At 48.7% G+C, this 14,803-nt stretch carries 12 protein-coding genes; 11 read left to right on the top strand and 1 reads right to left on the bottom strand.

Translation table 11 applies throughout. From position 1 onward, the window contains the following. The 9 genes from mrdA (at nucleotide 1) to H579_RS0105110 (ending at nucleotide 9,640) form a co-directional block, all read left to right on the top strand. Entirely contained in the window at nucleotides 1–1,878 is a 1,878-nt protein-coding gene (gene mrdA, locus H579_RS0105150; RefSeq protein ID WP_028299798.1) for a penicillin-binding protein 2, read from the top strand. Further along, complete coding sequence (gene rodA, locus H579_RS0105145) at nucleotides 1,875–3,020, top strand: rod shape-determining protein RodA (RefSeq protein ID WP_028299797.1); 1,146 nt, start codon at nucleotides 1,875–1,877, stop codon at nucleotides 3,018–3,020. Before mrdA ends, rodA begins: the two co-directional genes overlap by 4 nt. 229 nt (nucleotides 3,021–3,249) lie before the next feature. Beyond that, nucleotides 3,250–4,296, top strand: coding sequence for a lytic murein transglycosylase B (mltB, locus tag H579_RS24290; protein ID WP_245583215.1), 1,047 nt, complete (start codon nucleotides 3,250–3,252; stop codon nucleotides 4,294–4,296). Continuing rightward, complete coding sequence (locus tag H579_RS0105135) at nucleotides 4,293–5,162, top strand: septal ring lytic transglycosylase RlpA family protein (protein ID WP_028299796.1); 870 nt, start codon at nucleotides 4,293–4,295, stop codon at nucleotides 5,160–5,162. Before mltB ends, H579_RS0105135 begins: the two co-directional genes overlap by 4 nt. A 96-nt stretch (nucleotides 5,163–5,258) precedes the next feature. Next, nucleotides 5,259–6,428, top strand: coding sequence for a D-alanyl-D-alanine carboxypeptidase family protein (locus tag H579_RS0105130; RefSeq protein WP_028299795.1), 1,170 nt, complete (start codon nucleotides 5,259–5,261; stop codon nucleotides 6,426–6,428). Nucleotides 6,429–6,643: 215 nt separating this feature from the next. Further along, on the top strand, nucleotides 6,644–6,910 hold the full coding sequence (locus tag H579_RS0105125; RefSeq protein ID WP_028299794.1) for an HP0495 family protein: 267 nt from the start codon (nucleotides 6,644–6,646) through the stop codon (nucleotides 6,908–6,910). A gap of 13 nt (nucleotides 6,911–6,923) precedes the next feature. Continuing rightward, complete coding sequence (gene lipB, locus H579_RS0105120; RefSeq protein WP_425411334.1) at nucleotides 6,924–7,616, top strand: lipoyl(octanoyl) transferase LipB; 693 nt, start codon at nucleotides 6,924–6,926, stop codon at nucleotides 7,614–7,616. A gap of 3 nt (nucleotides 7,617–7,619) precedes the next feature. Beyond that, nucleotides 7,620–8,636 carry a lipoyl synthase gene (gene lipA, locus H579_RS0105115; RefSeq protein ID WP_084623949.1) on the top strand — a complete coding sequence of 339 codons (1,017 nt, stop codon included), beginning with the start codon at nucleotides 7,620–7,622 and terminating at the stop codon, nucleotides 8,634–8,636. A 440-nt stretch (nucleotides 8,637–9,076) separates the two neighbouring features. Continuing rightward, nucleotides 9,077–9,640: a CBS domain-containing protein gene (locus H579_RS0105110; RefSeq protein ID WP_028299791.1), complete on the top strand. Its 564-nt coding sequence runs from the start codon at nucleotides 9,077–9,079 to the stop codon at nucleotides 9,638–9,640. Nucleotides 9,641–9,707: 67 nt separating this feature from the next. Here H579_RS0105110 and H579_RS0105105 read toward each other — a convergent pair whose 3' ends face one another. Further along, entirely contained in the window at nucleotides 9,708–10,265 is a 558-nt protein-coding gene (locus H579_RS0105105) for a D-sedoheptulose-7-phosphate isomerase (protein ID WP_028299790.1), read from the bottom strand. Nucleotides 10,266–10,563: 298 nt separating this feature from the next. Here H579_RS0105105 and H579_RS0105100 point away from each other — a divergent pair, with 298 nt between their 5' ends. Both H579_RS0105100 and aceE read left to right on the top strand, forming a co-directional pair. Continuing rightward, a complete protein-coding gene (locus H579_RS0105100) occupies nucleotides 10,564–11,469 on the top strand; it encodes an ROK family protein (RefSeq protein ID WP_028299789.1) in 906 nt (301 codons plus the stop codon). 543 nt (nucleotides 11,470–12,012) lie between these two features. Beyond that, on the top strand, nucleotides 12,013–14,679 hold the full coding sequence (gene aceE / locus H579_RS0105095; protein WP_028299788.1) for a pyruvate dehydrogenase (acetyl-transferring), homodimeric type: 2,667 nt from the start codon (nucleotides 12,013–12,015) through the stop codon (nucleotides 14,677–14,679). Nucleotides 14,680–14,803: the final 124 nt, after the last annotated feature.

The following is a 14,803-nucleotide window of genomic DNA, read 5'->3' as shown; positions in this document are numbered from 1 at the left end:
ATGTCGGAAAAGCGCACCTTCAAAAATCTTGAACTCGAATATCGCTTGTTCAGGGAGCGGGTCTTTGTTGCCTTTGCTTTTGTAGTCCTCTTGATGCTGGTACTAATAGGCCGCATGCTTTATCTGCAGGTCTATCAGTATGATATCTACACGACCCGCTCGGATAAAAACCGCATGCACGTGCGGGCGATGCCGCCCACCCGAGGCCTGATCTTCGATCGGGAAGGACGAATTCTGGCGGAAAATTTACCCAGCTATAACCTCACATTTGTCCGTGAACAGGCGAAAGATATACCCGCAGTGATTGATACACTGGCGAGCGTACTGGAGCTGGATGAAGAGAGAACAGAAGAGATCCGCAAACAGGCTTACAGCCGTCGCCGTCCCTTTCAGGCCGCCTTGTTACTCAGCCAGCTGGATGAGAAACAGATTGCCAGTATTTCAGTTAACCGTTATCGCCTGCCAGGGGTCAGTATCGAAGCCCAGCTGATTCGCCACTACCCTTATGGGCCGCTAACCGCTCACGTACTGGGCTATGCATCCAGAATCAGTGAAAAAGATCTGGAGAAAGTGGATCGTTCCCAGTACTCAGGCACTCACTATATCGGTAAGAGTGGCATTGAACGTCAATATGAAAAAGAACTACACGGTGAGGTGGGTGTTCAAACAGTAGAAACCAATGCCCGGGGACGGGTACTGAGTATACTGTCAGAAGAGCTACCCAAGCAGGGCCAATCACTCAAGCTGCATCTGGATGCAGAGCTGCAGAAAGTGGCAACTCAGGCTCTGGGCGGTTTTCGTGGCGCCCTTGTGGCTATTGACCCCAAAACCGGAGGTATTCTGGCCATGGTCAGCACCCCTAGTTTTGATCCTAATCTTTTTGTATCCGGTATTGATACTGATACTTACCGCTATCTTATCACCTCTGATGACTTACCGATGTTTAACCGGACAATTCGGGGAAAATACCCACCTGCATCAACGATTAAAGCCTTTATGGGGCTCGCAGGACTTGAGCATGGGGTTGTTAATCCTACCAGCTCTATTTATGACCCGGGCTGGTACCAATTACCAAATGATGATCGACTGTATAGAAACTGGAAGCGTGTCGGCCATGGCCGGGTTAACCTGAAGAAAGCGATTGTAGTATCTAACGATACCTATTTCTACGACCTGGCCTATAACCTGGGGATTGATCGTATTCATCCTTTTATGAGTCAGTTTGGTTTTGGTTCTAATACTGCATTGGATATCCCTCAGGCCAGTAGCGGCCTGATGCCCAGTCGTGATTGGAAAAAGGTCCACCGCAAGCTACCGTGGTTCCCCGGAGAGACCCTGAGCGTGGGTATTGGCCAGGGGTATTGGCTATCAACCCCTCTGCAAATGGCAACATCAATGGTGCTATTAGCAAACAGAGGAAAATGGGTTCAACCACGTATTGTGGAGAGCGTTGATAACACCCCCATTTACAAGACCTCTGATAGCCTCCCCAAAGATATTAAAGTATCGGATGATAGCTACTGGGACCAGGTCATTAATGCCATGGTCGCCGTGGTTCATAGTAAGGAAGGAACCGCCCGGAAGATATCAAACGGAATACGCTATACCATGGCAGGAAAAACAGGAACAGCCCAGGTAAAAGGCATCAAGCAAAACGAGAAATATGATGCATCTAAACTGGCAGAACGCCACAGAGACCATGCCTTATTTGTTGGCTTTGCACCTTTAGAAAACCCCCAAATTGCTTTGGCCGTTGTCGTAGAAAATGCTGGCAGCGGCAGCGGTGTAGCAGCCCCGATTGCCCGTATGATTCTCGATGCTTATTTAACACCGGAGCGTCTGGCCCAAGGTAAGGAACAACAGGAAACCACGCCATGAGCACTCAGGATTTCATGCATCAATTGCCTGATGCCACCCATGCTTTTCGCCGTCCTGTCGGCTGGTTTGAACGTATTCATTTGGACTTCTGGCTGCTAAGCGGTTTGCTCCTGCTGATTGGCGGTGGTTTGTTTGTGCTTTATAGCGCAGCTGGCGAAAGCATACATGAAGTGCAAAGACAAGGGGTTCGCTTTGCTTTTGCCTTAATTGTAATGTTTATCATCGCTCAGCTTGACCCACGCATGTTACAACGCTGGTCACCTGTATTCTATCTTGGCGGTGCAGCCTTACTGATCGGCGTACTATTGATCGGTGTAGGAGCCAAGGGGGCACAACGCTGGCTGGCGATACCTGGCCTGTTCCGTTTCCAGCCCTCAGAAGTTATGAAATTAGCCATGCCGATGATGGTGGCTTGGTATCTAGCACACCGCCCATTACCTCCGGGATGGAAACACCTCTTGGTTTCCGCAGTCATTCTGACCTTACCTGTCCTAATGATCGCAAAGCAACCAGACTTAGGTACCTCGCTACTGGTTGCTGCAGCAGGCCTCTTTGTTGTTCTACTGGCAGGATTAAGCTGGAAACTTATTGGTGGTTTTGTTGCCTTAGGTATCGCTGCCTTACCAGCACTCTGGTATGTGATGCGTGACTATCAGCGTCAGCGGGTACTCACTTTTTTAAACCCAGAAAGCGACCCATTAGGAGCAGGCTGGAATATTATTCAGTCAAAAACGGCTATTGGCTCAGGTGGTATCTACGGCAAGGGCTGGCTGGAGGGCACCCAATCTCAGCTGGAATTTCTGCCAGAACGGCATACAGACTTTATTATTGCAGTCTTAGCTGAAGAACTGGGGCTGGTTGGTGTCTGCGCTATCCTGCTGCTTTATCTGCTCATTGTTGGCAGAGGTTTATTTATCGCACTAAGTGCGCCATCCACATACGGACGCCTTGTGGCAGGTAGCATTACATTAACCTTTTTTGTTTATGTCTTTGTCAATATTGGTATGGTGAGCGGGTTATTACCCGTAGTAGGCGTCCCCTTACCGTTGGTGAGCTTTGGAGGCACCTCCAGTGTAACCCTACTGGCCGGATTCGGTATTTTAATGTCAATTCATACCCATAGGACCCTGGTTCACAAGTAAGCAGGACAATAGCCTATCACGTGTGAAGAATAGCGATCATAAATTGATTGATACATAAATAGTTTTAAAGACAGAGAGTTGGGTTTTGTGAATAACATCTGAGTCCGTACTCAGAAGATACAAAATAATAATGTTTTTCATTTTTCTGTTTGGTAGAGTGGCGAACTTACTTACAACGCGCCACTAACAGATATATGGCTTGGAACGGTAAAGCATGGGACAAAAGATTGTGAGCTCAGTAAAAGTATCACGCTGGTTAAAAAATGCCGGTATGCTAGCGTTGTTGCTACCTGCCGGTTGGGTAACCGCAAATACTGAGACAAAAGACACCACATCTGCAGACAACTCTCAACAAGGCTATGAACGCCAGGTAAGAGTGAATGACTTTATTAATGAGCTGGTCAAGGATCATGAATTTGATCCCGAAGCGCTGCAGGGGTTGCTGACCAAGGCAGAGACAAAGCAAAGCATTCTGGATGCCATCTCCCGTCCGGCAGAACGCAGACTAACCTGGAAAGAGTATAGTAAGATCTTTCTGACATCGAAGCGCACGCACCAAGGCGTCCAGTTTATGCGCAAGCATAGAGCCCTTCTGGAACGGGCAGAGATGAAATACGGCGTGGATAAGGAAGTGATTGTCGCGATTATTGGCGTCGAAACTTTCTATGGCCGTATTACTGGCAGCTACCGTGTCATGGATGCCCTAAGCACTCTTGGCTTTGACTATCCACCCCGTGCTGAGTTTTTCCGCAAACAGTTGAAAGAGTTCCTGATTCTCGCCCGCGAAGAGGGCGTTGACCCTTTTAGCCTGAAAGGTTCCTACGCAGGGGCCATGGGTATGCCTCAGTTTATCCCAAGCAGCTTCCGGGCTTATGCCGTCGACTTTGATGGCGATAACAAGCGCAATATCTGGGATAACCCCGCAGATGTGATCGGCAGCGTGGCCAATTACTTCAAAGTACACGGCTGGGAAAAAAACCAACCAGTCGTCATGAAAGTCAAAGCTGAAGGCGAAGCCTACAAAGAAGTACTGAACAAAAGCCTGAAGCCAGAACATACGGTGAGTCAGCTGGCTCAACTGGGCTTCACAAGTCTGCAGAAAACTGATTATAAAGGCATGGCTAATGCTATCAAACTTGAAGGTGCACGGGGTACAGAACACTGGTTAGGTTTGAACAACTTCTACGTTATTACACGTTATAATCACAGCAGATTGTACGCCATGGCTGTACATCAACTTAGTCAGGCAATCAAGAAGGCTGATCAGCAAGAATGAGTACAGGTAACAGTTACAGCCTTAAGTCTGGCTTAGCACTATTCACTGTGTTTCTTGCAGCCTGTAGCGGTGACAAAGTTAATCAAAGACAGAGTGGTGCTGAAAATGAGAGCAATTCAAGCTCCCGCTATGCCCTGACTCAGGATAAAGCACCTGATGAGGTTTTTGACACCAGCAAGATTAAAGAACTTACACTGGTGTATGAACCGCCCAGCGCCAAGGGTAATCGTTCACCCTATACCGTATGGGGCAAACAGTACGAGATTATGCCTTCCAGTTTGGGTTATAAGGCTGAAGGCACGGCATCCTGGTATGGTAAAAAATTTCATGGCTATGATACATCCAATGGCGAAGTCTATGATATGTATCAGCTTTCTGCAGCTCACAAGAGCCTACCACTGCCAACCTACGTTCTGGTGACCAATCTGGAGAACGGACGTCAGGTAATGGTGCGGGTTAATGATCGCGGCCCTTTCCATGATGATCGCATCATTGATCTGTCTTATGCTGCAGCAATTCGCTTAGATATGATTAAGAAAGGCACTGCTAAAGTACGCGTAGAGGCTATTGACCCTGTCACATGGAAAGGTGGCATGAACCCTAAATTTAATGCACTGACCCCCCCTGTAATAGTGCAGGTTGCGGCTATGGGTAAGCCTGAGTCTGCGCGACGGATTAGCGCTAATCTCGGTAAAAAAACCTCCCAGAGCGTTCGCATCATATCATCAGAAGTGAATCAGCGTATGTTGTACAAGGTTCAAATTGGCCCTGTTGCGACACGCTCAGAACTGCAGATATTGATGAATATGCTGGCAAAGGAAGGTTTTGCCAACCCTATCGTTTTCGAGGTGGACACTCGGTCTTGATCCATGCGGAATTATCTCAACATGTTATAATCTAAGACCCAGTAAAACACTACGTTTGTAAAACTCAACAAAGAGAAAAGGTAAGAGTCTGTTATCATGAGGATTTTTAGGCAGTTACAAGCCAAAACTGTAGTTATCGCGACCACATTAAGCTTACTCTTTTCTATAACAGCTCAGGCTGCTGCACTGATTCCTGCAGCACCTAAGCTGGCCGCCAACTCCTATATTCTGGTGGATGCCGACAGCGGCCGCGTTCTGGTCGAACACAATGCGGACAAGCGACTGCCACCAGCCAGCTTAACAAAAATGATGACGGCTTATCTGGTGGAAGCGGAAATCGCGAAAGGTAGTATTACCCCTGAAGATAAGGTACGTATTAGTGTAAAAGCCTGGAAAGCACCAGGATCACGTATGTTTATTAAAGAGGGTGACTCCGTTGCGATATCCGATCTACTGAAAGGCATTATTATTCAGTCCGGTAATGATGCAAGTGTTGCCGTGGCAGAACACATCGGCGGTAGCGAAGATGCATTTGCCGATCTCATGACTCAGCAAGCTCGCGTGTTAGGCATGGAAAATACCCAATATGCCAATGCTACCGGCCTGCCTGCTGATGGCCACTTCTCGACAGCACGTGATCTGTCCTTACTGGCCGATCATATCATCAAGGACTTTCCCGAACAGTACAGTGTTTACGCTGAGAAATACTTTACCTATAACGGCATTCGCCAACCTAATCGAAACCGCTTGTTATGGCGTGATAAATCTGTAGATGGTTTGAAAACAGGCCATACCGAAGAAGCAGGTTACTGCCTGGTGGCATCTGCCAGTCGTAGCGATATGCGCCTTATCTCGGTTGTGATGGGCACTAAGAGTGATGAAGCCCGCTCCCGTGAAAGCCAAAAGCTACTGGCTTATGGCTTCCGTTACTTTGAAACTCTTAAGCCTTACTCATCAGGTGATGTGCTGAATGAGCCACGCCTGTGGGCCGGAGAGAAAGAGAAGGTCAAGCTAGGCATCAAAGATGATCTTTATATGACTATTCCCCGCGGCCAAGCCCAGAGACTGACAGCAAAACTGAATGTTAACAAGGTGATTAAAGCACCGGTTCAGGCAGGCCAAAACTTTGGCGTGGTGCAAATCAGTCTTGATGGTGAAGTGCTGGCGGAGCGCCCGTTGGTTGCACTGGAATCTGTACAGGAAGGTGGATTCTTTAAGCGCCTGTGGGACAGCATCGTGATGTTCTTCACCGAGCTGGTAGGCTAAAACTTATTTGTCATATTGAAAACTGATCTCCGAAATAGGCCATGTCTGGAATAGTATCTGCTTGAAATAAAATTAGCGCTGGAAATCTACTGGACGAGCCCCCATAACACAGGGTATTCGTCCATGTGAGCTCCAAAACTGAGTAAATCACGTATATTTATGTCAAAAGGACGGGGCAAATAGGCCCCGTCTGTCGTTTTCTGAAGGTAAAAACGATGAGTAACCAAGAAGCACCTAAAATTGAATTCCCTTGTGCTTATCCTATTAAGATTATCGGTCGAGCTGCACCGGACTATAAAATGCTGGTATTGAGCATTGTGGAAAAACACGCTCGCTTTCACGAGAAAGATGTCAGCATGCAGGAAAGTAGCAATGGTCGTTTTCAATCGGTGCGCGTGATTATCACCGCTACAGGTGAGCCTCAGTTAAAAGCGATTTTTGAAGACCTGAAAGCAACAGGTCGCGTACAGATGGTCATCTGATCAGGAGACGACCTTGAGCGATACAGCAAAATCCCAACCAGGCATAAAACCCCAGGCGAACATTCAGGTGCATTATTTAGGGCAGGTGCCTTACGAAGAGACCTGGAAGCGTATGCAGGACTACACCAATACCCGCGATAGCGATGCACCGGATCAGATTTGGTTATTGGAGCATCCACCGGTATTTACTCAGGGACAGGCAGGTAAAGCGGAGCATATTCTGGATACCGGTGATATTCCTGTGGTACAGGTAGATCGCGGTGGTCAGGTCACCTTTCATGGTCCCGGTCAGCTGGTGGTTTATCTGCTACTGGATGTAAAACGTCTGGGCAGTGGTGTGCGTCACCTGGTAACCCTGATGGAAGAGTCTGTTGTGGATGCACTGAAAAAGTCCGGTGTTGAAGCTTATGCCAAACCGGATGCACCAGGTGTCTATGTGGATATTGACGATACATCGGCTAAGATCGCCTCGCTGGGTTTAAGAATTCGCCGGGGCTGTTCGTTTCATGGTCTGGCGTTTAATCTGAATATGGATATGACGCCGTTTTTGCGTATCAACCCTTGCGGATACCAGGGCATGCGCATGACACAACTGGCAGAAGTGGCTCCTCAGGTGACCCCTGAGCAAGCAACACAATGGGTGCTAGATTACCTGGTGGCAGGACTGGGTAACCCGCAAATAATAGAATATAAAGGGCTGGATTAATTTATGAGTGAAACACGCTCTGATAATGCTGATATCGCCAAAAGCGTAGCAAAAGCCAAAGCCGCACAAGCACGTAGCAAGGCAGAAGAAGGGGTTAAACTGCGCGGTGCCGAAAAGGTCGCCCGTATCCCGGTAAAAATTATCCCAACGGAAGAGATACCCCGTAAGCCGGAATGGCTGAAGGTGCGTATGTACGCTTCTGAAGAAGCAAAACGCATTAAAAACACACTGCGTACGCGTAAACTGCATACAGTGTGCGAAGAAGCCTCATGTCCAAACCTGGGCGAGTGCTTCAATGGTGGTACTGCTACCTTTATGATCATGAGCGATATCTGTACCCGTCGCTGTCCGTTCTGCGACGTGGCCCATGGCCGTCCAAAAGCGTTAAATGAAGATGAACCGCGTGAACTGGCGGAAGCCATTGCGGATATGCGTCTGAAATATGTGGTCATTACCTCTGTGGATCGTGATGATCTGCGTGACGGCGGTGCTCAGCACTTTGCGGATTGTATCTCTGAAACCCGCCAGCGTATGGACAGCATCGAGATTGAAGTTCTGGTACCGGATTTCCGTGGCCGTATGGATATTGCACTGGATATCCTGCAAGAGACGCCGCCGGATGTGTTTAACCACAATCTGGAAACCGTACCGGCGCTGTATCGCAAGGTGCGCCCAGGGGCAGATTACCAGTGGTCTCTGGACCTGCTGAAACAGTACAAAGAACGCTGCCCTGAGGTATTAACCAAATCCGGTCTGATGCTGGGTGTCGGTGAAACCAAAGAGGAAGTGATCGAGGTGATGAAAGATCTACGTGCCCATAATGTAGATATGCTGACCCTGGGTCAATATATGCAGCCTTCGAAAAACCACCTGCCAATCGACCGCTGGGTACCACCCGCTGAGTTTGATGAGCTGCGTGAGATTGCCGAGGGACTGGGCTTTAAGCATGTGGCTTCCGGCCCTCTGGTGCGCTCCTCTTACCATGCGGATAAGCAAGCCCACGGCGAAGAAGTCAAATAACTTCAGTCACCTAATCTATAACTAAAGTATTGCAGTTCTGCTGGGTTCGATCTAATCTGTGACTACAGCCCAGCGGAATTGATCTATGAAAATTCGGCCTTTATACATTTCTCTAAGCTTGGTTCTCACCCTGCTCTTCACTACTTTGGTGTCACCTCAGGCCCACAGTGTTGAAAAGAGCCATCAGTGCGCAGTTACAGCTGCTGTATCAAGCTTTGCTCCAGATCTTGCCGATTTAGATAACGGTGACCCGGGACGGGCGACAACCTATTCGTTAGTCCTGAAAGAAACCGGACGCTCTCCTTCCTTTTTAAGCGTTAATACCACTTTCAATTTTACGTCATATTGCCAGTCCCTTATCCGGGCTCCTCCTGGCCTCTCGTAACGCATATCTGATCGTTATCGAGTTTATTATTTGTCTAATTTTGAGTGGTGTGTTTATGAAAACATTAGAACTTCTGCCTGTGGGTGCGGACTATCACTTGGTGCATCCAGAAGAGTTTCATCATTTAAGCCCTGCCGATTCAGCACTGTCTGTTTTTACTGATTTTAAAAAGCATGTGCCGCAATCCGTTATGCACAATCTGGCTGCAATGCATGCGGAATCCCTGATGCGCAAGGCTCACGTTCGTATGAAAGTTGTTGTTGATCAAGATGGAGAACTGGTTGGTATCATCAGCCTTAATGAACTGGATGATCAGCAATTTTTCCAGGTTCAGCAATCCGGTGGCATGACGCGGGATGAAGTCAAAGTTCAGGATTTGATGATTCCCAGAAGCCAGTTGATGGCATTAGATTATACCGCCCTGAGTCAGGCAACGATTGACCTGCTACTGGAGACACTGAAACAGAACCGCCAACAGCATTGCTTGGTGGTTGATCAAGAGGAAGAGCAAATCAGAGGCTTAATTTCAGCAACGGATATTGCACGACGTCTTCATATCCCTTTGGAGATTGAAAAGCCAACTACCTTTTTTGATATTTTTATGGCGATTCGTCACTAAGAGACTAATGCGCCGGGGTCACCACACCGGCGCTTTTTAATCAGAAGGATTCCGGTTCAGCTCTGCCTCAACTGAAACGCTCATCCATCTCTTCACACAACCAATGACCAATCAGCATATGAGCTTCCTGAATACGAGCGGTTTCACTGGAGGGCATACGGAAAGTTTCGTCGGCAACATTTAGCAGCTTACCGCCATTCTCTCCAGTCCAGGCATAAGTGATACAGCCAACCTTTTTGGCCTGCTCAATACCGTCGATCACATTCGGGCTGTTGCCCGAAGTCGACAGGCCAATCACAATATCGCCCGGTCTGGCCAATGCTTCAATCTGACGACTAAAGACGCTATCAAAGCTATAGTCATTGGAGTGAGCGGTCAGAATAGAGGTATCCGTCGTCAGTGCAATCGCGGCCATGGTCGGACGCTCTTTCTTGTAGCGCACGACAAACTCCGCAGCCAGATGCTGGCTATCCGCTGCACTACCACCGTTACCCATAAACAAAACTTTGCCGCCTTGTTTAATACAGTGTTCTACCTGATCGGCCAGATTGTTCACTGCAGCCTCAAAAGATTGCAGCTGATTAAAAGTATCCATGTGGCGTTGCAGAGTATCCAGAAAACTCATTCAGGGTCACCTTTGGCCGATTTATGCAAGATCGCACTATGCTTTACTGAGTTGCACTTACTGTTCTGTAACAGGTCTATCCTGTATACAAGCGGCTAAATGAGCCGTTTGATAGGGTATGATTTGAACAGTAGGTTATTCATTTTATTGGTAATACACTGTGAATTGTACACCAGTTGAAGGGGTCGGCAGAATCCCATCCACTGGCGAAGATGCAGACCTGTTTTTAGAGGGATTCCGCAGGCTAAGTATCCGGACCAACACAGGCATCAAACCGTTCAGAATTCAGGAGAGAGTGATGTACTTAGGTATAGACTTGGGCGGCACCAAAATAGAAGCCGCTGTACTGGATAAGCAGGGTAGAGGGCTGTTTAGAGAGCGCTTGTCGACACCCCAAGGCAATTACGAAGCCACTCTGGATGCGATCAATGTGTTGGTAACTTGGGCTGAATCTCAATTTGGTCATTTTGATTGTCTAGGCATCGGCACCCCCGGTGCGATTTCGGCAAAAACCGGTTTGATGAAAAACTGCAACTCTACTTGCCTAAATAATCAGCCTTTGTGGGCAGATCTGCAGGATCGACTCAAAAAAGTCGTCTTGATAGCCAATGATGCGGACTGTTTTACCCTGTCGGAGGCGATGGATGGTGCTGCCCGAGGTTATAACCATGTTTTTGGTGTTATTCTGGGCACGGGTGTTGGCGGTGGCCTGGTCATCAAGCAGCAGCTGATTCAGGGTATAAATCGTATCGCGGGTGAATGGGGGCATAATCCTATGCCAGTCAATGTCGTTGACCAATTTGCGCCTCGCCCCTGTTACTGCGGCAGAGTCAATTGTATCGAGACTTTTCTCTCTGGCCCTGGCCTGGGTCGTACTCATGCCGAGCTGAATCACATTCATCATGCACTGCCTGATGCCAAGCTCATTGCCACTCAAGCGATGGCAGGTGATGATCGAGCCTTACGAACGCTCAAGCTCTACAGCCGTCAGCTGGCGGCGGCCTTGGCCAATGTCATTAATATCCTCGATCCAGACATTATTGTTCTGGGAGGGGGTATCAGTAATATCAATTTAGTCTACACTCATATACAGCGTGACCTGCCGGAGTTTGTCTTCAGTGATCAGGTGCTAACAAAAATCGTTGCGCCTGAATACGGTGACTCCAGTGGTGTGCGAGGTGCAGCATGGTTAGGCCGGGGTTAAGATCTTGCCCGTGTAACATCGCTTCTCGAGTTTTTGAGGATGTTTGTCAAGCCTATAGCAGCACTCGATTAAGAGCGTTAGCTCTGATTTGACTACCTTACTGGTTATAGCGTGTAATTTTGTCTCGTTTTTCTGGAAATACTGATAACAACAGGATGTTAAGGCGAATCCAAGTCATTTCTTTGCAATTTTATGACTGTAAATACCCTTTTCAGCCATGCATTTTTTTGTCTTTGGATTTTTTTTGTAGTATTTTTACAAGAACTAAAGGGTCACCCTTTATTGTAAAGGTTTTTGCCCAGGGTTCCGTGGGGCTGAATATTCACGGGGCCTGCAACGAGATTTGTATCTCGCACAAGCGATATAAATTGGCCGTAGCCTGTGAAAGAAAAGTTCACAACGCTACAACAGATTAAAAAGCCTGCAACATTTGTGGTGTAAATTAACTACAAACTGCCTGAGAGCAGGTTTAAGGCACATCACAAAAACAAACCACATGATCTGTGGAATGGCTGAATCGGAAAAATGCGGAGAGTTGATAATATGAGTCTGGATACACGAGCAGATCTTGATCCAATTGAAACCCAGGAATGGCTGGAATCACTTGATTCTGTATTGGATCGCGAGGGAGAAGATCGCGCGCAGTTCCTGCTGAGCGAACTGGGTAACCGTCTGCGTCGCGATGGCGCGCAACCCCCTTTCTCAGTGACGACACCACACCGCAACACGATTCCGGTTCACCGTGAAGCCCGTATGCCGGGTGATCTGTTTATGGAGCGTCGTATCCGTTCCGTGATTCGTTGGAACGCCATGGCTATGGTGATGCGGGCCAACAAGAAGAACCCGGGTATTGGTGGCCATATCTCAAGCTTTATGTCCAGCGCCACCCTGTACGATGTAGGTTTTAATTACTTCTTCCGTGCACCGAAAGATGATTTCGAAGGTGATCTGATTTATGTTCAGGGTCACACCGCACCAGGCATCTATTCCCGTTCTTTCCTAGAAGGTCGCCTGAGCGAAGACCAATTGGACAAATTCCGTCAGGAAGTGGATGGCGATGGCCTTTCTTCTTATCCACACCCTTGGCTGATGCCGGATTACTGGCAGTTCCCAACCGTATCCATGGGCTTAGGTCCTCTGGGTGCGATCTACCAGGCTCATGTGATGAAGTACCTGGACAGCCGTGGTAAGAAGCCGATGCAGGATCGTAAGATCTGGGCTTTCCTGGGTGACGGTGAGTGTGATGAGCCGGAAACTCTGGGTGCAATCTCTCTGGCCGGTCGTGAGAAGCTGGACAACCTGATCTTCGTGATCAACTGTAACCTGCAGCGCCTGGACGGCCCTGTTCGTGGTAACGGCCGTATTATGGATGAGCTGGAAGGCGTATTCCGTGGCGCAGGCTGGAACGTAATCAAAGTGGTCTGGGGACGCTTCTGGGATCCTCTGTTTGAGCGTGACAGCAAAGGCATCATGCAGAAACGTATGGATGAAGCCGTTGACGGTGAATACCAGAACTACAAACAGAAAGGTGGCGCTTACACCCGTGAGCACTTCTTCGGTAAATATCCTGAGTTGGCCGACATGGTTAAGGATATGTCTGATGAAGATATCTACCGTCTGAACCGTGGTGGCCACGATCCATACAAAGTGTACGCCGCTTACCATGAAGCAGTGAACACCACCGGCAGACCTACCGTTATTCTGGCCCATACCGTTAAAGGCTACGGTATCGGTGAAGATGGCGAAGCGAAAAACGACACCCACTCTGTGAAGTCTCTGCAGATTGCGGGCCTGAAGAAGTTCCGTGATCGTTTTGGTATTCCAGTGACCGATGAGCAGCTGGAAGACGTACCGTATTACAAGCCATCTGATGACAGCCCTGAGATGCAGTACATGCAGGCTCAGCGTGCACGTTTGGGTGGTTATCTGCCAGCCCGTCGTGCGAACTTTGAAGCACTGCAAGTACCGGGACTGGACAACAAGATCTTTGATGCGCAGCTGAAAGGCTCTAACGGTCGTGAAATCTCCACGACAATGGCCTTTGTCCGCATCTTGTCCGGTCTGGTGAAAGACAAAGCGATCGGTGAACGTGTGGTACCCATTGTACCGGATGAGGCCCGTACCTTTGGTATGGAAGGCATGTTCCGTCAGCTGGGTATCTACACCTCTGAAGGTCAGAAGTACAAGCCTGAAGATGCCGACCAGATCATGTACTACCGCGAAGACAAGCAAGGTCAGATCCTGGAAGAAGGTATCTCTGAAGCCGGTGCAATGTCTGCGTGGGTCGCCGCGGGTTCCAGTTACAGTAACCACAACTACACGCTGATCCCGTTCTACATCTACTACTCTATGTTTGGTTTCCAGCGTATCGGTGATATCGCTTGGTTAGCCGGTGACATTCAGGCACGGGGCTTCCTGGTGGGTGGTACTGCCGGTCGTACAACGCTGAATGGTGAAGGTCTGCAGCACCAGGATGGTCACAGCCACCTGATGGCAGGCACCATTCCAAACTGCGTCACTTACGATCCAGCGTACGCTTACGAAATGGCGGTAGTGGTACAGGACGGTCTGCGTCGCATGTACGAAGAGAAAGAAAACTGCTTCTACTACCTGACCGCAATGAACGAGAACTACGAGCAGCCTGCTATGCCTGAAGGTGCTGAAGAAGGCATCATCAAGGGTATGTACCTGCTGCAGGAAGGCGGCGAAGCAGAGCGTAAAGTTCAGCTGCTGGGTTCCGGTACCATTCTGCGTGAAGTGATCGCCGGTGCTGAGCTGCTGAAAGAAGATTTCGGCGTTGAAGCCGACATCTGGAGTGTGACCAGCTTTAATGAGCTGCGCCGTGATGGTCTGGCCGTTGAACGTCAGAACTTCCTGCACCCAGAAGCAGAAGAGCAAGATGCATACATTACTTCTTGCCTGAAAGGTCGCCAGGGTCCTGTCATCGCATCGACCGATTACATGAAACTGCATGCAGATCAGGTGCGTAGCTTTATCCCGACGGATTACCGTGTACTGGGTACTGATGGTTTCGGTCGCTCCGATACTCGCGAGAAGCTGCGTCACTTCTTCGAAGTGGATCGTTACTTCGTGGCGGTGGCTGCACTGCAGTCTCTGGCTAAGCGTGGTGAGATCGAGCGTAAAGTGGTTGCCGAAGCGATTGCTAAATACAACATCAACCCAGAAAAATGTGACCCACTGACCTGTTAATTCCTTAGCTAACACCTAGCTAATTCCCTGAAGGATATTGCCGGTTATCACGCATAACCGGCAACATATAACAGAACAGGTAGATGGCCTTGTCCCAATAGATATGACAGCTGTGCACAAAACG

Origin of the sequence: Oceanospirillum beijerinckii DSM 7166, from assembly GCF_000422425.1 — a bacterium.
GTDB classification, from domain to species: domain Bacteria; phylum Pseudomonadota; class Gammaproteobacteria; order Pseudomonadales; family Halomonadaceae; genus Oceanospirillum; species Oceanospirillum beijerinckii.
This window is presented reverse-complemented; position numbering and strand designations above follow the sequence as displayed.